Annotated in this window: 23 protein-coding genes; 17 read left to right on the top strand and 6 right to left on the bottom strand. The window is 66.3% G+C overall.

Going from position 1 to position 19501, the window contains the following annotated elements; translation table 11 throughout:
- Window positions 1-758, top strand: a 758-nt coding sequence (locus AWC17_RS33450; protein WP_244193494.1) for a C40 family peptidase, incomplete at its 5' end; no start/stop codon positions are given.
- Here AWC17_RS33450 and AWC17_RS12735 read toward each other — a convergent pair.
- A complete protein-coding gene (locus AWC17_RS12735) occupies window positions 755-1381 on the bottom strand; it encodes a helix-turn-helix domain-containing protein (protein WP_085164755.1) in 627 nt (208 codons plus the stop codon). The two genes, AWC17_RS33450 and AWC17_RS12735, sit on opposite strands and share 4 nt — an antisense overlap.
- 456 nt (window positions 1382-1837) lie before the next feature.
- On the opposite strand from AWC17_RS12735, the gene AWC17_RS12730 reads away from it, so the two are divergent.
- The 11 genes from AWC17_RS12730 (at window position 1838) to AWC17_RS12685 (ending at window position 14317) form a co-directional block, all read left to right on the top strand.
- Window positions 1838-2767, top strand: a complete 930-nt coding sequence (locus tag AWC17_RS12730) for a WhiB family transcriptional regulator (protein WP_085164753.1) — start codon at window positions 1838-1840, stop codon at window positions 2765-2767.
- A 360-nt stretch (window positions 2768-3127) separates the two neighbouring features.
- Complete coding sequence (locus AWC17_RS33070; RefSeq protein ID WP_085164752.1) at window positions 3128-3883, top strand: DUF4326 domain-containing protein; 756 nt, start codon at window positions 3128-3130, stop codon at window positions 3881-3883.
- Between the two features lie 16 nt (window positions 3884-3899).
- Complete coding sequence (locus AWC17_RS12720; RefSeq protein ID WP_085164751.1) at window positions 3900-4409, top strand: hypothetical protein; 510 nt, start codon at window positions 3900-3902, stop codon at window positions 4407-4409.
- A gap of 119 nt (window positions 4410-4528) precedes the next feature.
- On the top strand, window positions 4529-5401 hold the full coding sequence (locus AWC17_RS12715; RefSeq protein ID WP_244193493.1) for an alpha/beta fold hydrolase: 873 nt from the start codon (window positions 4529-4531) through the stop codon (window positions 5399-5401).
- Window positions 5401-5853, top strand: coding sequence for a hypothetical protein (locus tag AWC17_RS12710; RefSeq protein WP_085164750.1), 453 nt, complete (start codon window positions 5401-5403; stop codon window positions 5851-5853). The genes AWC17_RS12715 and AWC17_RS12710 overlap by 1 nt, the downstream gene beginning before the upstream one ends.
- A 9-nt stretch (window positions 5854-5862) precedes the next feature.
- The gene (locus tag AWC17_RS12705) at window positions 5863-6267 is read left to right on the top strand and encodes a hypothetical protein (RefSeq protein ID WP_085164748.1); all 405 of its coding nucleotides are present in this window, start codon (window positions 5863-5865) and stop codon (window positions 6265-6267) included.
- Window positions 6264-6407: a hypothetical protein gene (locus tag AWC17_RS32675; protein WP_167385580.1), complete on the top strand. Its 144-nt coding sequence runs from the start codon at window positions 6264-6266 to the stop codon at window positions 6405-6407. Before AWC17_RS12705 ends, AWC17_RS32675 begins: the two co-directional genes overlap by 4 nt.
- 5 nt (window positions 6408-6412) lie before the next feature.
- The gene (locus AWC17_RS12700; protein ID WP_085164746.1) at window positions 6413-7195 is read left to right on the top strand and encodes a hypothetical protein; all 783 of its coding nucleotides are present in this window, start codon (window positions 6413-6415) and stop codon (window positions 7193-7195) included.
- Entirely contained in the window at window positions 7192-8019 is an 828-nt protein-coding gene (locus AWC17_RS12695; RefSeq protein ID WP_244193492.1) for a DNA adenine methylase, read from the top strand. Before AWC17_RS12700 ends, AWC17_RS12695 begins: the two co-directional genes overlap by 4 nt.
- Window positions 8016-8816, top strand: a complete 801-nt coding sequence (locus AWC17_RS12690; RefSeq protein WP_244193491.1) for a hypothetical protein — start codon at window positions 8016-8018, stop codon at window positions 8814-8816. The genes AWC17_RS12695 and AWC17_RS12690 overlap by 4 nt, the downstream gene beginning before the upstream one ends.
- 140 nt (window positions 8817-8956) lie before the next feature.
- A complete protein-coding gene (locus AWC17_RS12685; protein WP_425270851.1) occupies window positions 8957-14317 on the top strand; it encodes a helicase-related protein in 5361 nt (1786 codons plus the stop codon).
- A 42-nt stretch (window positions 14318-14359) separates the two neighbouring features.
- Here AWC17_RS12685 and AWC17_RS34165 read toward each other — a convergent pair whose 3' ends face one another.
- On the bottom strand, window positions 14360-14602 hold the full coding sequence (locus AWC17_RS34165) for a hypothetical protein (RefSeq protein WP_425270852.1): 243 nt from the start codon (window positions 14600-14602) through the stop codon (window positions 14360-14362).
- On the opposite strand from AWC17_RS34165, the gene AWC17_RS32670 reads away from it, so the two are divergent.
- The 5 genes from AWC17_RS32670 (at window position 14567) to AWC17_RS12655 (ending at window position 17570) form a co-directional block, all read left to right on the top strand.
- Entirely contained in the window at window positions 14567-14839 is a 273-nt protein-coding gene (locus tag AWC17_RS32670; protein WP_085164740.1) for a hypothetical protein, read from the top strand. The two genes, AWC17_RS34165 and AWC17_RS32670, sit on opposite strands and share 36 nt — an antisense overlap.
- Window positions 14840-14965: 126 nt before the next feature.
- The gene (locus AWC17_RS12670) at window positions 14966-15421 is read left to right on the top strand and encodes a hypothetical protein (protein WP_141224616.1); all 456 of its coding nucleotides are present in this window, start codon (window positions 14966-14968) and stop codon (window positions 15419-15421) included.
- 63 nt (window positions 15422-15484) lie between these two features.
- Window positions 15485-15817 (top strand): hypothetical protein, encoded by a 333-nt coding sequence (locus AWC17_RS12665; protein WP_085164765.1) that lies wholly within the window; start codon window positions 15485-15487, stop codon window positions 15815-15817.
- Window positions 15818-15903: 86 nt separating this feature from the next.
- Window positions 15904-16893 (top strand): integrase core domain-containing protein, encoded by a 990-nt coding sequence (locus AWC17_RS12660; protein ID WP_244193490.1) that lies wholly within the window; start codon window positions 15904-15906, stop codon window positions 16891-16893.
- 74 nt (window positions 16894-16967) lie between these two features.
- Window positions 16968-17570, top strand: coding sequence for a hypothetical protein (locus AWC17_RS12655; RefSeq protein ID WP_085164736.1), 603 nt, complete (start codon window positions 16968-16970; stop codon window positions 17568-17570).
- A 181-nt stretch (window positions 17571-17751) separates the two neighbouring features.
- Here AWC17_RS12655 and AWC17_RS12650 read toward each other — a convergent pair whose 3' ends face one another.
- The 4 genes from AWC17_RS12650 to AWC17_RS12635 all read right to left on the bottom strand — a co-directional run bounded on the left by AWC17_RS12650 (window position 17752) and on the right by AWC17_RS12635 (window position 19326).
- Complete coding sequence (locus AWC17_RS12650) at window positions 17752-18051, bottom strand: hypothetical protein (RefSeq protein ID WP_141224615.1); 300 nt, start codon at window positions 18049-18051, stop codon at window positions 17752-17754.
- Window positions 18052-18105: 54 nt separating this feature from the next.
- Entirely contained in the window at window positions 18106-18336 is a 231-nt protein-coding gene (locus tag AWC17_RS12645) for a hypothetical protein (protein ID WP_085164732.1), read from the bottom strand.
- A gap of 115 nt (window positions 18337-18451) precedes the next feature.
- Window positions 18452-18664 carry a hypothetical protein gene (locus AWC17_RS12640; protein ID WP_085164730.1) on the bottom strand — a complete coding sequence of 71 codons (213 nt, stop codon included), beginning with the start codon at window positions 18662-18664 and terminating at the stop codon, window positions 18452-18454.
- Between the two features lie 389 nt (window positions 18665-19053).
- On the bottom strand, window positions 19054-19326 hold the full coding sequence (locus AWC17_RS12635; protein WP_085164728.1) for a hypothetical protein: 273 nt from the start codon (window positions 19324-19326) through the stop codon (window positions 19054-19056).
- Window positions 19327-19501 lie beyond the last annotated feature (175 nt).

Below are 19501 nucleotides of genomic sequence, written 5' to 3'. Positions count from 1 at the left end.
GCGCGGGGCGGGCCGGGGCGGATGGTGTGGTCGCTGATGCCCGTCAGGGTGTCGCCGCGATCGCGCCCGCGACGGGTACGCAGGCCGGTAAGGCTGAGATGGTGGCGCATCTGCAGACCCAGCTGCTGCGAATGCGGCACCGGTTGGAGGTCTCGGAGTCACGCAATCTCATGTTGGCTCAAGAGATTCGGTCTGCCGGCGGTGGTTACGGCGGCGCGGGCATGCCCGCGGGTGCGGGTATGCCGGCCATGGGGTCGGCCCAACTACCGATGGGCGCAGGCGGGACAGGACTATCGCTACCCAACCTCAACGGACTCCTCGCCGGCAACCACGGCGATCACCGTTCGCGCCGACGTGGCGATCCGCGGTTACATACCGCGCTCGTCGGCTCCGGTGGTGGTCCAGTAGCCCAGCAGGCCGTGAAGGCGGCGCTGACCCGCCTGGGGCTGCCCTACGTGTGGGGAGCAAAGGGCCCCAACGCATTCGACTGCTCTGGACTCGTCAAGTGGGCTTATGCTCAGGCCGGAGTGACCGTCGGTGGTGACACCCACGCCCAGTTCGCGCAAGGAATGGCGGTTTCACCCGCCGATGTCACCACCGGTGACGCCGTGTTTCCCAGCAACGAGATCGGCTCCAACGGCCCCGAACATGTGATGCTGGCGATCAGCCCAACCCAATGCGTAGAGGCCAGCACATCCGGTGTGCCGGTGAAGATTTCGCCGATGCCATCGTCATTTCAGGCCCGTCGTTTTTCTTAGGGCGTGCCGGGCATCAAGTGTGCGCTGTGAATATGCTCGCGGTGGCGGCGTAATTCGCTGAGCACGGAAACGATCTGGTCGAATAGCTCCTCGGAATCGGCCACGGGAATGCTGGCCGAGATCGATGCCTCCAACGCCTGGGTCAGGCGATCAAACTCGCGGATCGCCGCCACGGTCTCCGCGCTGTGGTCACCATGCTGCAGTACCAAGTCGCCCACCGTCGCAGCTAGTGCTGTGGTGTCCAGAGCAATGGTCAGCATGGCCGCGACCAGCCGCGCAGCTGGCGTGCTTGTCATGGGCGGGGGCGTGGGCGGCGCTTCTGCGTCGATCCGAGGCCGTGCGACGGCCTGGCCTGCAAGCGGTGGAGCCGGCGCACCGTCACGGAACATCGCCGTCAGCGTTCCGCTCGGCCAGCCCAACGCCGACTCGATTTTGCGGCGGTTGACGGGCCAGGGCATTGTCTTGCCCCGTTCCAGCAGCGCCACCGTATTGATCGCCACACCCGCCCGCTCCGCCAGTTCCAGCTGCGAGAGCCCGCCGCGATGTTCTTCGATCGCCCGCCCGATCCGCAGTAGCCGCTGCTCTCGGGTCTGTTCTGCGTAGCCGGCCTCGGTGTCAGGCATCGTTGGACTGCTCCTCCTCTCCCGCGCGGCCACGCCGAACCATTACTGCTTCGAATATAAGGCGCATTGTCAACGATTGCGGGTCAAACACGACCGCACTAGCAACCCTTCAGTCCCATCATCTGAAGGCATGTCTAAGCATCACTAGCTTTATTACATCCTCTTATAGCGCTACATAGCCGGCGTCGACGGGGTCCATATGCGCGGCGGCAGGCGTGTTTGGCTACCCATGCCGGCGTAATCCGGTCAGCACGCCACCTTGCCCTCCGCACATGAATGCGCAGTTCTAAGGCATTTCGGGCGGGTGAGCGCGCCGATATCGGAGGTTCCGCTGCTCACTCGCAACGAGTCATGATGAAACAAAACGTCCTACCATCGTGACTAATCGTGTTCAATCGTCTATGCTCTTGCTTCAGAGACGTCGAGGCGTGTACCGCATTCAGAAGGGACGTACACATGACACTCACTTGGCCAGCCCTATGGACCATCAAAGACGCGGCATGGGTGTACTCGCCTAAGCTCGCAGCCTGCGACATCGCACCGCACTTCAAAGACCCCAACCGCTGCGGCATCTGCGGGTCCATCCTCCCGCAACACTGCGACACCAGCGGTTTCTGCGGCGACGACTGCGCGCGGGTGTTCTTCGTCAACCACAACTGGGACCTGGCCCGTCGCGCCGCAGCCCACCACGCCGACTACACCTGCCAACGTTGCGGCCATCATGCCGACACCCGCAACGACCCAATGGCCCATACGCGTGAACTCGTCGTCCGCCACCGCCAACGACCACAGTCAGGCAACTACCGAAGCCGAGGCTGCCACCAGCACTTAGCCAACCTCATCACACTGTGCCGATCCTGCGACACAGCATCGCCGCGGACCATCCACATAGACGTCGTCTCCCACCACAACACTGCAGCGACCCCGTTCGACAGCGACGACACAGAAGACAACCCTCCCACCGCCGGCACGCGGAGCCGCTACGGCGCCTGGGCGCTCACATCGACAGTCGACCCCAACGAACTCGCGCGCTACGGCGCCTGGGCGCTCACATCGACAGTCGACCCCAACGAACTCGCGCGCGGCATGTGCCACCCATCCCAGGGCCACGACCCGGAGTTTTGGTTCCGGCAACGCCAGAGCGCCATCAAAGTCTGCGAACAATGCCCCGTTCGCGCCCGCTGCGCGCAGCTGGCTTTGGAGCTCAGAGTCACTGACGGGGTGTACGCGGGCATCTCACTGCCGGGAAACAAAAAAACCCGCGAACTCAGGGCCGCCCGGGGACGGCTACAGGAACTGCTCGACGACACCCACTCAGCACAGGACACCGCCGCCACCACCGAGATCCCCTACGTGACCGCACGATTGGAGCGCGTTGGTGCCTAACGACCTCGACCAAAGCGTCATGCTGCGCAATGACATACTGGCACAACTACGGTCAGCGGGCCGACCTTTGAGTACCCGGACCCTGCGTATGCGCGCAGCACATGTTCCCGTCGCCGGCACCACCCTACGCCGCCCCCCACTCGACCAGCAGGTCTACCGAGCCCTGGCCCGGCTCCGCGCCGCCGGCATCGTCGCCTCCATCCCCGCATGCGGGAGATCCGTGCTGTGGCAGCTCACCACGAAAGGCGCGGCCACCGCTGAAATCGCCGAATTAGAAGCACTTTTGGCCGCGACTGCTCACCACTGCCCGCGACCCTTACGCCCAACGCCGCACCCCGGCCTGCCCGGCGAGCCCCGGTCATGAACAGCCACGCCATCGTTGACCCGTCGCCCGTGCACTGCACCGGCGCGGAGCCCGTGCCCCCCGACACCATCACCATCAACACGCATCCGCGCTGGTACAACCGCTTCGGTGAGACAGCTCCGCGCACGGCGAACTTCGCGGGCCACGCCGCCGCTGTCGCCGAATACGCGGTCTGGCTGGCTGGTCGCCGCGACCTGATCGAAGCGCGCGGCGAACTCGAGGGCCATCATCTGGCGTGCTCATGCCCCTGGGGCCAGCCCTGTCATCGCGACGTTCTGCTCGATCTGGCCGATCCCGACGTGATCACCGGCCGCCGCTACGGGCGTGCCGTCGCCCTGACTGTGCGGCGCCCGTGGGCATCGCTGCTGCTCGTTCCTACCCCGATCGGCGGCAAGAACATCGAAAACCGTTCCTGGAGCACCGATTATCGCGGACCTGTCCTCATCGTCGCCGGCACCCGCATCGATCAGGCCGGCATGCGGGCAGCCCAGACCGCCGGCCTGGACAGCGCCTGGCACGTGCGCCAGCAAGGCTGGCTCGGTGCCGCAGTCTTGACCGACGTCCACCCCGCCACCGACTCGTGCTGCCAGCCATGGGGACAGCCGCCCTACGGTGACCAGTCGCTCTACCACTGGGTGTTCGAACACCCCGCGCGTCTAGCGCTTCCGGTGTACGGCAAGGGATTCCTCGGCCTGCGTCGGGTGCCCTGGACCAACCTGATCCGCGCCCGCGCGCTGGGACTGACCCGCTAGCGAAAGGGATACCGCGATGAGCGCAACAGTCAGCACCCCCACCCGGCAGCGATGGCTCAGCGCGCTGCTGACAGGCCGACCGCACCAGACCATTCCCGCCACCGATGGTCGGCCCTATCTGCAGCGCTGGTACCTGATCCCCAGAAACCGGATCCTCAACATCTACCTGCACCGCTTCCTGGCCTCCGACGACCCGACCCTGCACGATCACCCGTGGCCGTTCCTGTCGTGGATCTTGGCTCGCGGTTACGCCGAGATAACCCCGACCGGTCGTCGCCGCCGGCGGCGGGGCAGCGTCGCGGTGCACCGGGCCGACCACCGGCACCGCATCGTGTTGCCGCGCGACAACAGCGGACGTGAAATTCCCTGCCTGACATTGGTCGTCACAGGCCCCCACGTCCGGGACTGGGGATTTTGGTGCCCCACAACCGGATCGGGGCCTGGCGGTGAGCGCTTCATCCCCTGGCGGCAGTTCGGTTCGGGCGGCTGTGATGCGCCCACCACCACAGGGGATTTCCGGTCGTGACCGCGCCCGCAGGCTTGGCCGGATTCCCCGCCGACACGAGCGCGCCCCCGCCCCCTGCTAGACCTGCCCCCTACGCAGACGTAACGCCTCGGCGGCTGAGGTTGCGGACCCGCGACGGGGTGTCGCTTCGTGTCGACGACGCCGGCCAGCTGCACCCCGATCACACCGTGATCTTCGTGCACGGGCTGTGTCTCAGTCGGCGCAGCTGGAGTACCCACATCCAGCGGCTACGCGCCCGCTACGGCGGCGCCGTGCGGATCATCAGCTACGACCACCGCGGCCACGGTGACTCCAGCAGCGCCCCCGTGCGCACCTACCGCGTCGAGCAGCTCGCTGATGACCTTGCCTGCGTCATGACAGCACTCGCCATCAGCGGCCCATGCACCGTCGTGGCCCACAGTATGGGCGCCATGACCGTCCTGGCCTACCTGGCTCGACCGCCAGCCCAACGGCCCGTGAACCCCGGCGCGCTCATCCTGGTCGCCACCGCGGCCGGCAAGCTCAGGCGCAGAGGCCTCGGGCGACTGCTGTCCACACCACTGCTCCCGGCCCTGGCCCGTGCAGCGCAGCACATTCCTGACCCCGCGCTGCGCCAGCTACTCGCACCGGCCTGCGTAACCCTGGCCGCGATTCAGCGCTGTGCGCCGGCCGCCACCCTGCCCTCGGTGGTCGCCGCCGCCCTACGCAGCACACCACCTGCCACCGCAATCGGGTTCCTGGCTGACCTGCGCAGCTACAACCACTACCCGACACTGCCCGCAGTCCGGTCGCGCACCGTCATCGTCAGCGGCGAATGCGACCCATTGACCCCGCCATCGCACGCCCGTGACATCGCTGCCGCCATCCCAGGAGCAACCCACATCTGCATCCCCGGGGCCGGCCACATGCTCCCGCAACAGGCACCCGCGGTCATCGACCGCCTCATCGACCACGCCGTACGGGCCGTGCCCAACCCGTCACCGGTTTCCACCATCGAAAGGAAAGCCCAGTAATGGCAACCGAATTCAGTCCCATCCACAGCGAAGGCGCCCCATGGACGCCCATCAACGGGCACACCGCTGTCGAGGACCCCGCGGCCGCGGCTCAGCACAGCGCGGACATCGCCGACATGATGGCTGGCCGCTGCGAAGGTCACGCAGCCAGGGCACACGACAGTGCCGACAGCGCCGAGCACTACGCCGGTCTTGCGCAGCTGCGCGCCGACGCAGCCGAATTCAGCGCCAGCCGGGCAGACCTCAACGCTGATAGCACTCGGGATGCGGTCGCGCAGGTCCGACACATGACCCACGCGATTACCATGCTTGCCCTGGGCGTGCTGATCGGATTCCTGCTGGCGGTCCTGGCTTACGTCGTCATGGTGCTGGTGCTCGGCAACACCGGCCCAACACCGAGGCCGCACAACGTCTATGACAACCATGTCACCCTCCCGGCCAACTCCTACTGAGCCGCCCACATGAACGCCGCACCGACACCCAACCAGATCTACGTCATGGGGGCGTGGGCAATCGTCGCCCTGGCCCTGCTCGCGCTCACCGCCGCCGCCGCACGACGCATTTCACCCGCGCTCCGCGCAGCGCGCACAGGTCACTGGCGGCCCGCGCTGGGCTGCCTCGTCGTGTCGTTCGCTACCGCAGCGGCCAGCTCATGGACCGCCATCCCTGCGCTTACCCATGCCGATGCCCGCTGGGGCTTTCACCCCATCACGGGCCTGGTGGACTGGCTCGCCGTCAGCGTCGTCGGGGTGCTGCTCGTCACGGGGCTGTGTGCTGCGGCCGTCAGCGTCGTCTCAAGCGCCCTGCTGTGGGTCGCCATCATCCACGATGCGCGGTCCTCAACCACCACGGGAGGTCGCGGATGAATGCCCACCGCGCCCGATCGCTGCCCGCTGATCATCTGCGCTGGCTCAACGATCTCGACCCGCTCTGGTACCGACCTGCTGCGCCCCGCCGCCTTACCGGTGCACCGAACGATCCGCTGCTGACCTGCAACGAGGTGTAACAACAATGCCTACCGCTGACGACCCCACCCCGGTGGGTAAAACGCTGCGCACCGCGGCCACCGAGCTGGCCGCCGCATTGCTGGCACGCGGCTACGATGCCTACGCCCACTGTTCGGAGGGTGCCGTCGAGATTCGCGCCGTGCACATCACGGGCTGGCGCTACCCCGATGGGCATTGGGAATTTCACGACCAGCCCGCCCACATCACGGCCGACCTGCACACGCCCGGGGAGCTGAGTTGGTGGTTCGCCGACCACCATCGCGAGCTGGCTGTGCCCTGCTACGGCTCGGCGCCCGCCACGGCGGAATGGCTCAGCTACGAGCTGCCCGCCCCCGAGCGCCCCACCATCCGCCTTGAACACCACCCCGACGCCATCGACGCCGAATCCGGTCCGATCCCGCCCGACTGGTTCGGCGCCTGGAACCACTCAGGCAGCGGCGCCGCACCACGCTCACCAGATCACATAACGCTGCATGCAGAGGAGACATCCTGCCCGGCGCTGGCCATCACCGCGAGCGCGTCTGACAGCCGGCCGCAAGGATCACCGGCCTTCATCCTCATCCACACACCCACCGGTCTCCCGCTGGCCGCCGCCTGTGCCCGGGGCCCGCTGCGCGAGCTCGCAGCCCGCTTCGCCTGGTTCGACGACCACGCGGTCGACCCCGACTATCTGGCCGACGCCGCAAACGCCGACATCGCCGGCGGCATTATCGCCATCCTCGATCAGTGGCGCACAGAGCACGCATGGGCACACGGGCAGCGACTCTTGCTCAGCGCGACGTCATGACCGCGCCACCGATGTCCTACTTCGGCGGCAAGACCCTCTTGGCCGACCGTATTGTCGCGTTACTGCCGACCCATCAGCACTATGTGGAGCCGTTCGCCGGCGGCCTTGCGGTTTTGCTGGCCAAATCTCCGAGTCGCATGGAAACCGTGAACGACCTCGACGGCCAGCTGATGACGTTCTGGCGTGTACTACGTGAGCGCCCAGATGACCTCATCCGGGCATGCGCTCTGAGCCCGCACAGCCGCGCCGAACATTGCGCAGCATTCGACCCCGACCCCGGCCAGCTCGGCGAGCTCGAGACCGCCCGCGTGACGTGGCTCAAGATCAGTCAGGGGCGCAGCGGGACGCTCCGCAAAACCGGGTGGCGGCATTTCGTCGACCCGCGCGGATCGTCGAAGTCCATGCCGGGATACCTCGATGCCTACATCGACCGCATGGCCGCCGCCGCCGAGCGCCTACACCGAGTCAGCCTCGAATGCCTACCCGCACTGGAAATCATCGCCAAATACGGGGCCATCCCGGAGGTCTGTCTTTACGTCGACCCGCCATATCTGGGCTCCACCCGCACCACCAGTGGCTATCGCGTCGATATGCGCGACGACGCATCACACGCAGAACTCCTCGACACTCTGCTCCAGGCACGGGCATCGGTTGTGCTCAGCGGCTACGCCAGCGACCTCTACGACACCGCGCTGCGCACGTGGTACCGCGTCGAGATTCCGACCATCACCGGCCAGGGCGGCACCAAACAAGCACGCACCGAGGTCGTGTGGTGCAACCGGCCCATTTGCACCCCGACGCTGTTCGATGAGACCCCGCCATGACTTCTCGTGACGCCCACCCGCTTGAGGCGGCCCGCCGGCGGCTCATTGAACGCCGCATGCGCCGCTTTATGGCCCTGCACGGCTACCCAGACCCTGACACCGTCCGATCGGAGCGCACAATATGGCACGGAACAAACGGCCAGATCCGCAGCAGCCGGGTCTGTTCGACGTCGTCGGCGGGGACGGTGGTAGTGACGAGCCCAGAGATTCTGCAGATCGTGACCCAGGTCTACGAGCAGCGGTTGGGTCTGCCGAGCGAGTGGAGCCCGGCGCAGCGTCACGCGTTCATCGCGGCCGAGGCGGACAAGATCAGTTACCGGGTAGCCGAGCTGGCCGCGGAGTTGGAAGCCCAGGCGGTGGGGGAGTGGACGGCCAGCCGCGGCCAACACCCCGATTACTTGACCAAGGTGGGCCTGGTGAACACCGCCCGCAGCCAGGCGATGGAGATCGTGCTCAACGAGGACCTCTACGAGCAGCTCCCGGCCGAGGAGGACCCGCCCAGCAGCCTGTGGGGCGAGGATCAGCCAACACCCGATCGCAGCCAGGTGACCTGGGATCAGCGCTGGACGAACCCGGCGTATCGCAGCGACCCCAGCCCCGACACCGAGGACCTGATCGCGGCGTTGTGGCCGAAACCGGCGTTCTCGGCGGTGTTTCGGATCAAAGCCGGATATCTACTGTCGGCCCGGGCCGAGGACGGCCTGCCAGTCCCGAGCCACCCGGGCGACCCGCTGACCGCAGAGCTGGCGCAGATGATCTACGCCGACCTGCGCAGCGACGGCCTACCCGAACGGTAACCGCCCAGCCCTCCCTGTTCGATCAGCCCGACCAGCCCACCGACCCAAGCACCATCGACCCAGGCGGGGCGCCACTGCCTCCCGCCGCGCCACCCGCACCGACCAGCCCACCCCCAGTGGCGGCCGCCACACCCGATCCCGTGTCGGCGGACCTCCAGCCCGACGACCCCCACCCCGACGAAGCGACCGTCCTCGAAACACCCGGCGTGGCCGAGGGTTTCGGCACAGCCACCGATTTCCCGGCCAGCCGCGACACCCTCGTCCCGTCCGGCGCCAAAGCCCGCGTTCGCGCCAACATCGCCGCACTAGAGATGCTGGAAACCCTGCGCGACGCGCAGCGCCCCGCCACCCTCGCCGAGCAGCGCGTCCTGGCGGCCTGGTCCGGGTGGGGCGCAGTGCCCCAGGTGTTCGACACCCGCAACACCGATTTCGCCGACGAGCGCGCCAAGCTGGCCGCCATGCTCGGCCGCGAACAATACCGTCAGGCCGAAGCCTCCATCCTCAACGCCCACTACACCGACCCCGCGGTCGCCGCCGCGGTCTGGGATGCACTAGGGCGGGCCGGGTTTAGCGGGGGCCGCGTCCTCGAACCTGGCTGCGGGTCAGGAACATTCATCTCCCACGCACCCCACGATGCCGTCATGGTCGGCGTCGAATCCGATGCCACCACCGCCGCGATCGCCGCCCTGCTTTACCCCTCAGCCCAGATCCGCCACGAAGGCTTCGAAACCACCCGCGTCCCCGAGAACAGCTTCACCGCCGCGATCGGCAACGTGCCCTTCGGCCGCTACGCGGTCACCGACCCGGCCCACAACCCGGCGCGGCACTCCATCCACAACCACTTCATCATCAAAGCCCTCGCCCTGACCGCGCCCGGCGGCTACGTGGCCGTGCTGACCAGCCGCTACACCCTGGACTCGGTCAAACAGTCCGCCCGCCGCGACATCGCCGCCAAAGCCGACCTCATCGGCGCGATCAGGTTGCCCTCCAAAGCTTTTGCCCGCGTCGCCGGCACCGAAGTCGTCACCGACCTGCTCGTGCTGCGACGCCGCGACCCCGAAACCCCGGCACCCGACGAGCTGCCCGACTGGGTCGCCACCGAAGGTGTCGAAGTCGTCGACCCCGACAGCGGGGACGCCGCCGCGGTCACCATCAACTCCTACTTCGCCGCCAACCCCCACAACGTGCTGGGAACCCCCCAGCTCGGCCACGGCCTGCACGGCTCCCAGCAACTCCTGATCGCCGGGGCCACCGGCCCGCAGCTGGCCGCCCAGATCAGCGCGCGGCTCGCACTGATGATCGACTCCGCCGTCCACCGCGGCCTGGGCCTGACCGCCACGACCGCCGACCTCACCGACGTCTCGGCGGCCCTGTTCGACCCCGGCCTGATCACCGCCGCCGACCGCGGCGATGACACCCCGCTCTACAGCCTGCGCTACAACCCCACCACCCGCGGCATCGACTACTGGACCGGCCACGACTGGCAACCCCACAAAACCCCCAAAACGCTGCTCGCCGAAACCCGCGAACTCATCGGCCTACGCGACGTCGCCGAAAGCCTCGTCACCTCCCAACGCGACGGCCGCCCACCCGCCGAACGCGACCAGCTACGCGGACATCTGAACACCCTCTACGACTACTACGTGCGCCGCTACGGCCCGCTCAACCGCTTCACCTGGGTCTACCCCAACGTCACCCAACAACGCCACGACCAACGCCTTGCCGCCGCCGAAACCTCCTGGCGCACAACCGAAGGCACCCCCGGCCGTCCCTACACCGGGCCTGTGCCCGACGAGCTCGACGCCCAATGGGACACCGACGCCTGGGAAGCGCCCGCACCATACAAAAAACGCCGCCACCTCGACGGAGGCATGCGCCACGACCCCGGCTGGGCGCTGGTGGCCGCGCTGGAAATCTTCGACGACGACACCGGCCAGGCCCGCAAAGCACCCATCTTCTCCACCGACCTGCTCACCGCACGCCCCGACCGCGCCACCGCAGACACCCCCGAAGAAGCCCTGGCGATGTGCCTGGACCGCGCCCAGCGCGTCGACATCGACGTCATCGCCGCCCTGCTGGATGTGCCGGCCTCCGACGCCCGCGACCTCATCGCCGGCCTGGTCTACCCCAGCCTGGATGACCCCGACGAACTCGTTCCCGCCGTTACCGCGCTGTCAGGCAACGTCCGCACCAAACTCACCCGCGCCCTGGAAGCGGCGGCCACCAACCCCATCTACAACGACTACGCCCACGCCCTGCAACAAGTCCTGCCCGCCCAGCGGGAAGCCGAAGACATCAAAGTCCGCCCCGGCGCCCCCTGGATCCCCGCACCGATCATCGCCGCCTTCGCCGAAACCACCTTCGGCACAACCGGAGTCACCGCCGAACACATCGCCGGACGATGGGTCGTCGACGTCCCCAACTACAAACGCCACGGCCGCCTGATGACCGACGAGTGGGGGATCGACCGACGCGGCTGCGACGCGGTCGCGCTGCTCGAAGCCGCCTGCAACTCCAAAGCCGTCCTGGTCAACGACGACGAGGGGAACCTCAACCCCCAAGCCACCTTCGCCGCCCAGGCCAAAATGACCAAGATCAGCGAGGAATTCACCCGCTGGCTGTGGACCGACGACACCCGCCGCGACACCCTCGTCGCTGAATACAACCGCCGCTTCAACTCGCTGCGCGCCCCCGCCTACGACGGCTCCCACATGCGGTTCCCGGGCATGTCCGATCACTTCACCCCGCACTTCTACCAACGCAACGCCGTCGCGCGGATCATCGCCGAACCCACCGTGCTGCTCGATCACGTCGTCGGCGCCGGCAAGACCGGCAGCCTGGTCGCCGGAGCGATGGAACTGCGCCGCCTGGGCCTGGTGCGCCAGCCCTGGCTGGTGGTGCCCAACTCGATCACCGAGCAAGTCGGCCGCGAAGCCAAACAGTGGTATCCCGCCGCCAAAGTGCTCCTCGGTTCGTCGGCCACTACCGCAGATGGCCGCCGTCGCTTCATCGCCCAGACCGCCTCCAGCGACTGGGATCTGGTTGTCATCCCGCAGTCGGCGTTCACCGCGATCAACGTCTCCACCGACATCCGCGTCGACTACATCGAAGAACAACTCGACACCCTGCGCCAGCAACTCGAAACCGCCGAAGCCGACCGCAGCAAAAAACGGATCGAGCTGGCGATCAAAGCCGCCAAAGCCCGGCTGGAAAAACTCATGGCCGCCACCACCAAAGACGCCGGCCTACGATTCGAAGAATCAGGGTGTGACTACCTGATGATCGACGAAGCCCACACCTACAAAAACCTCGGCCGCACCTGCAACATCGAAGAACTGTCCTGCCCCAACGCCGCCCAGCGCGCCGAAGACCTCGCCCTCAAACTCACCGTGCTGCGCCAACGCCGCCGCGACGACGCCCTCGCCAAAGGCATTCCCGCCCACCGCGTCATCGAACGAGTCGCCACCTTCGCCACCGGCACACCCATCGCCAACTCCCTAGGCGAACTGTGGGTCATGCAGACCTACCTGCGCCCCGACCTGCTCGCCCAAGCCGGCGTCGCCGACCTCGGCGACTGGGGCGCGGCCTTCACCGCCACCACCACCACCATCGAAGTCAACGCCACCGGAACCAAACTGCGCCCCGTCACCCGAGTCGGAAAATTCACCAACCTGCCCGAGTTACTCGCCCTATCATCGATCTACACCGACGTCGTAACCCGCGACCAAGTACCGGTCGCGCTGCCCACCCTGCACACCGGCCAACGGCAAATCATCAGCCTCCAGCCCGACATCGAAGTCGTCGACTTCATCACCGACCTCGGCTGGCGCCTGGACAACCTCGACTCCCGGAAACCCCAGCGCGACAACCAACTCAAAATCAGCACCGATGGCCGCAACGTATCCCTGGACCCGCGCCTTGCTCACCTCGCCGCGCCCCCGCACAGCCGCGCCGCCGCGGTCGCCGAGCAGATCATGCGGGTACATCACCAGTACGCCGACCGCGCCTACGTCCACCCCGACACACGCGAGCCCGCCGGCACCGGGGCGCTGCAAATCGTGTTCTGCGACCGTGGCACACCGTCGAAAAACCCCGGCCAGTTCAGCATCTACCAGGCCCTCAAAGATGAACTCATCCAGCGCGGAATGCCCGAAACCGCGATCCGGTTCATCCACGACGCCAAAAACCTTCAAGAACTCAAATCGCTGTTCGCCCAATGCAACAGGGGAGAAGTGTCGGTGCTGATGGGCAGCACCGAAAAAATGGGCACCGGCGTCAACGTCCAAGCCCGCGCCGCCGCGCTCCACCACGTCGATGTGCCCTGGCGGCCCTGCGACCTCGAACAACGCGAAGGACGCATCCTGCGCCAAGGCAACCAAAACCTCGACGGCATCCACATCTTCAACTACGTCACCGAAGGCTCCTACGACACCGTCATGTGGCAGAAAGTCCAGGCCAAAGCCCTGTTCATCGAGCAGATGCACCGCAACGAAATCGTCGACACCGAAATCGAAGACCTCTCCGGCGGCGACATCGGCGCCGCCGCCGCCGAAACCAAAGCCATCGCCACCGGCGACCCCCGCTACCTGCGCCAAGTCGAACTCGACGACACCGCCAAACGCCTCAGCGCCCTCGACCGCGCCCACACCCAATCGGTGCGCAACCGCGACTGGCAGGTCCGGGTCCTCGAGCGCGCCATCCCCAACAAACAGCGCGACATCGACGAACTCGCCCCCGTCGCCGAGATCGCCGCCACCCACGCCGCCAGCGACAACCCCCCACGACTGACCATCGGCGACACCACCCACACCCAACGCGTGCCCGCCGCCCAAGCCCTCGCCGAAGCCTGCCGGCGCGCCTACGCCGCCGGAAAGGACCGCGGCGCAAGCCGATTCGAACCGATCGGCGCCGCCATCCACGGCGTCGATGTCCTCGCGGCCCGCGACCTCACCCACGACCAACTGCTGCTACGTCTAGCCGTGCCGTCGCGCACCGCCGACATCGACGGACTCGAACTGCTCTCCACCGGATCCGGGATGGGATCAGACGTCAACGGCCCCAAACAACTCGGCCTGCTGCGCCGCGTCGAAAACCTCTACAACGGGCTGCCCGAACATCTCGCCCGCCTGCAACGCGAACACGACCGCGACCAAGCCGAACTCGACGACTTCCTCGCCAACCCACCCGCACCCTTCGAACACGCCGACGAACTGGCCGCCAAAGAAGCCGAACTCAAAGCCCTCACCCTCGAACTGCGCATGGCCGCCGAAAGCCCCGAAGCCAAAGCCAAAGCCGCCCAAGCCGACCAACGCCTCAAAGCGCGCGGCCGCAAACCGGGCTGGAGCCTGCTCCTCAACCCCACACCGGCCCTGCTCGAAGAACTCGGCTACCCCACAGCTGATGCCCTCCGCAAAACCGTACGCGCTGCTCAACGCGTCGCATTCGAAAGACACCAACGCCAGCAAGACATCGTCCCGCCAGGTCACGAACTCGGTGCTTAACACCCCGGCGGCCGAGGACCGCGCGACCGCGCGACGGTGACCTCACTGTCGATAAGTCTGGGCCGCCGCGGCGAGATTGCGGGCGACGTCGCTTGAGAACTGGGCAGTATCGGCGCAAATCCTGCGCAGCTCCTGCGCCTTAGCCAACACCGCCTCGACTAACTCCCGCTCACCCCCGGCAGTAACGTCGAGATCGCCCGCAGAAGCTGACAACTCCAACAACTCAGCACGTATCGCGGACAGCCGTGAGTGAACCTCGGCGCTACGTCGGCGCGCCGCCGCCACGCTGCTCGCAAAAACCTCATCGGCCCGAGCAATCCGCGCACCGGCGGCACTTACATCGCGATGCGCATCGCGCCAATCGCCCCCCGCCTGGCCACCGAAGTTCTCATCCCCCGGATCTGCGACATCGACCAGCGGCCCAAACACCCCGTTGACACCGTCGCCCCCCGCCTGCACCGCGCCGGCGCCCAACAGCACGTCGACGACCGCTACGACCTCGGCAACCTGTGCGTCAACTAACCCCACGCCACGACGATAAGCCCACCCAGCATCCTTCGGCTAGCTCTAACACTGGGCCTCAACCGGAAACCGGCGGCCATGGGTCTGGAGCCCTTGTTGTCCGCCGCCGGCCTTATGGTCGCGGGTATGGCGTCACGAATGCATCCCAACGCTGAGGGACCCACGCTGTTTCATGGCGCGTCGCTTGCGGCGATCCTCGTGCTCACAGTGACCTACGTGTCGTTGTTCTTGATCCACCAACAACACGTACCGGCCTGGGTCATTTTCGCTCTGGGCGTACGGGTGGCCGCGCTGCCCGCCGTGTGGTTCACCTCGCGGCGCCTGAGGGTGTCGGGACCCGGGCTGCGGCTCCTCGGCTACGCCGCAAGCCTGATTCTGGTATTCGGCGACGACATGGTCGTCGGTATTCACGACTGGATTTGGATGCCGCCCTGCCGCAAAGGTGGTGGCGTTGGCGCCGATGCGGCCGACCTGTTGTTCCGGGTGCTTGAGGCGCTGCTCGGTTTGGCGGTGGCGGCACGGTTCAGCGCCGCCGCGCAGCCGCCCAGACGAGCTGGTGTTTTGCGCCTGACTTCGCGATAGAGATCGGCGTGTCGATCAGACAACATCCGACGGGTTCTCTGAGACCTCTTGGAGGATCTGATCATGTCCGAAACGACCGGTGTGGGCAGGCGCGCGAAGCGGTTCCTGACCCCGTCGAACAAGTACGAGATCTGGCTGCAGTTGGTGCGCCAGGAGGTGACGATCGCCGAGGCCGCCGCCAACCATCAGGTGGACCGCACGACGATCATGCGCATCCGCACCGTCGCCAAGGAGGGTGCGCTGGCGGCGCTGGCCGCCTCCAAGCCGGGCACGGCGGCTCGCCAGCGCGATTACGAGCTGGAGGCCGCCAAGGCCGAGAACGCGCGACTGTCCGAGGCGCTCAAGGAGATGGCTGTGCGGTTGACGCTGGTCGAGGGAAAAGGGCGCTGGGGCTAAGTGGCCGAGTCCCACACCGAGTCGACGCGGCCACCAAGACGGCGCTGCTGGGGCTGCTGGACGACGCGGTCGACGCTGGCTGGACTTTGCGCCGCGCCTGCCACGAGCTGGAACTCGGCGAGGTCCGCGCGCACCGCTGGATTGCTCGCCGCGCCGTGGGGCGGTTGGCCGACAAGGCGCCGGGAGGGTCGCCGATGCACGGGCTGCTCGACGCCGAAGCGGCCGAGATCCTGGCCCTGTTCGAGGAGTGGGGCGAGACCGACCGCTCGCATCGTAAGCTGGCCCACCGCGGCTCCTACCTTCATCGGGTGTGGGTGTCGCCGTCGAGTGTGCGCCGTGTCCTGTTCTTGGCGGACAAGCACTTCCGACCTCTTCCGAAGCCAGGCCGCTCGCAGCGCAAGCCGTTCCCGGAGTGGGTGCACTACAAGCCGAACTCGATCTGGATTTACGACACCACGCACTTCACCAGGGCGGGAATGGCGGTGCTGATCGTCCAGGATCTGGTCTCGCGCAAGTGGATCACCGAGGTCGTCTCCGTCGAGGAAACCTCCACTCAGGTCGAGGTCGGGTTCACCGACGCGCTGCAAGTCGAGGGCCTGCTGGAAGCCGTCGAGCGCCGCGCCGACGGGCTCGTCGACCTCGACATCGACGACACGAACCGGCCGATCCTGCTCGCGGTGTCCGACAATGGCCCGCAGATGACGTCGGGGTCGACCCGGGAGTTCATGGCGTTGTGCGCGATCGCCCAGCACTTCGGCCGCCCCGGTACCCCGACCGATCAGGCGTGGATCGAGAGCTTCAACGGCCACCTCAAGATCGAGTTCCCGCACCTGCTCGCCATCGAGGACCCGGCCACCCTGCGCGCTGAACTCACCCTCATCCGCGGGCACTGGAACGGGGTCCGACTCCATGCCGGAATCGGCTATGTCACGCCCAACGACGAACACGAAGGACGAGGTGATGCGATCCGCAAAGCACGCCAGGCCGGGCTCGAATCCGCCCGCAACCGCCGGCTTGCCTGGCACCGCCAGAACCGGCACACTCAACCCATCCAGGATCCCGACGATGTTGTCTGATACAACGCGAATCTCTATCGCAAAGTCAGAAACAGGTCACTGGACGATCCACCGCTGGCCCCTCGGTTTGGGCGGTGGTCGCTTGCGCGTTCGCGGCCTACACGGTGGTGTGGGCGTTGGGTGCAATGGTTAAGCACGGCACTGCAGGCTGGTGTCGCGAGATCACCAGCGCGGGAGCTGATCCCGGCTACGGCCTTCTCCTCGATATCGCGTCCGGTCCCCAAGAAGAAGTCACCTTCACCGGTGTTGCGCTGCTTCTGCTGGCAGGCCGCGGCTGGGCAGTTCAATGTTCGGCAGTCGCCATCAGCGCTGCGGCGCGCGGAGTGCTGCACCTCTATTACGCCGACCACCACACCGTCTGGATCTGGATGGCGTGGGCCGCGACGTGGTCAGGCGGTGGCTTGCTGTTCGCGTTCCTAGTCGACCACTCCGCGAGAGCCACCGGAATGGGGCACCGGCGGTTTACCGCCGTGTACACGTCAGGAATCGTTGCAGCACATAGCCTCATGAACATGTCCTGGATCGTGGTTTACCTCGCCGTCGTAGCGGGGGCGTTCGTGGCCGTGCTGATCGACCGCCTACGTCACGAGTTCTGGTGGCTGGCAAGCGGATTTCCTCGCTTCACGTCTAACGGCACTCGGCGGCAGCGGTCACCGCGAGATCCTCAGCCGAAGTGACGCGTCAAAACCCTGCGTTGGCACCTAACCCCTGCGGTGCGTCACCGAAAGGGTGCCGCGCACCTGTTATAGCTTTCGACGGTTGCCGATAATTGGGCGATTCGTAGGTCTTACCTATCGCAGACGCCATCGGGAGCGTGAATCACTCTGCGAGCCAAGGTGTTCTGTCCTCTCGTACCAATTAGGGATGCTTCAGATCGGATGGCTTCAGACCGGGTATGGGTTTGCCGGTCACCATGTGCTGGGCCATGACCTCCCGTATTCGGTCGTGGACCTCGTGACGGACCTGAGTCTGGAGCTCGGGTGATCCGAGCGCGGCCTCAGCGAGTTCGTCGGCCTTGGCATCGGCAGCGTCATCGAGCAAGAACTGGCTACAGCCGGTCGCCGCACCTGATGTGAAACCGTCAAACCAGACGTGCATTAGCAACTCTTCAAGAGGTAGCCCGAATACCGGTAGTTCAGGCGTGGCATTCTCTCGCAATTCTGATCGCTCCTCGTGTCTCCCAATGCTTTAGCCGCTCGGCGGCTATGGCAGTCAATCCATGTCGAGCGCGTGGCGCGGACCGACGTGCATGGTTGGCGGTCCGTCAATGGAACTGCCGTCGATCAGCAGTGTTTCGCTGCACAATCGCTCGATAGAGGCGTGTGCCTCCGCGCGGCTGGGATACCAGGCCAGCGACTCCCAACCGGAGCCGACGCGCCGCAACACGCGGTTGCACTCGCGCTCAGGCAGCTTCCGAATACGGAAGTCTTCTCTGTCACTCATGATCGACCCCCTCGCTCGGTGCCCTCCACCCGGACCGTAAGACTTTCACCGCAGTTCTCGCCACCATCCCCGCCAATTTCGTCCTACCTATCGCGGACTGTCGAAGCGCTCCGCGTCAGCTCCTCCTGACTTTCCGCTCATCAAGCTCGTCTTCCCGCATGGCGGCGAGCTGTCGGAGGCTGTAGGCGATCGCAACCGCCGCTTCGCCCAACGCGTACGTGAACCGATCCGACTCTGGAAGTTGTTTAAGTGTCGCCGAATCAACAGGACCGAGAACGCTCAGCGCTGCTTGGAGCGCTGTGTCAACGTCGTTCCTAAAATTAGTCATTCTTTCTCCTTGATCGTGGTTGTTTGAGATCTGCCTGCCGATGATGCGCTTTGGGTGCGACAGCTACTGCTGTTCCGGATCCGATTACCGGACGTCGACGGCCGATGCCGGCAAGTGGGAGGTGCACCCTGTGCAGACGCCCGTGTTGTCGGGGTAGGTCGCGAGCCAGGCGCACGGTCCCGTGATGGTCTCGCACGCGCGGGAATCCGTGCACCCACAGTGTCGGCACACGTGATCTTCGACCGGCCCACTCGCCGAGATCGGCCCGGCCTTGCAACGCTCACACCTGCGTCCTGATCGGTTTCGGAGGTCGGCCGCCCGAGTCGTCTGTGCGGGGGCGCCGCAACTGGTGCAGCTGTATGTGTAGTGCATTTTCAGCGTCCCTATGTTCAGTGGACAGCGAGCTGCCCGCAGTCCAGCGCCGGCCGGAACACCTCAAGGAATTCCGGCGCTTCCCACCACTCATAGGCCGCACCGTCGGGATTCCATCGCACGGGCACGAGACCGGTGTCGGTGAATCGCGGCCCGTTGCCGGTGTCGCAGAGGTCGAGGTCGGCGGGGGAGTGGAGCCCGCCGACGGACTCGCTTGTCGACAGGACTTGGCCGACGACGGTGCGGTCACCGACATTGACGACGAGATCGCGTACATGGATGTCGTTCATTGAGTGAATCTCCTTGCTACGGTTTCGGATACGATTACTGGAAGGCGGTTGGATCAGCCGCGGACCTCGCGCAGATGCTGGCATTCCTCCCCAGCCACTCGGCCGCAGCAGGAGACAGTGACAGCACCTCTGTGCGGTTCAGATAAAGATGCACCACGCCAGAACTCCAGGTGAC

It is taken from the genome of Mycobacterium nebraskense, assembly GCF_002102255.1.
In the GTDB taxonomy this organism is placed as follows: Bacteria; Actinomycetota; Actinomycetes; order Mycobacteriales; family Mycobacteriaceae; genus Mycobacterium; species Mycobacterium nebraskense.
This window is presented reverse-complemented; position numbering and strand designations above follow the sequence as displayed.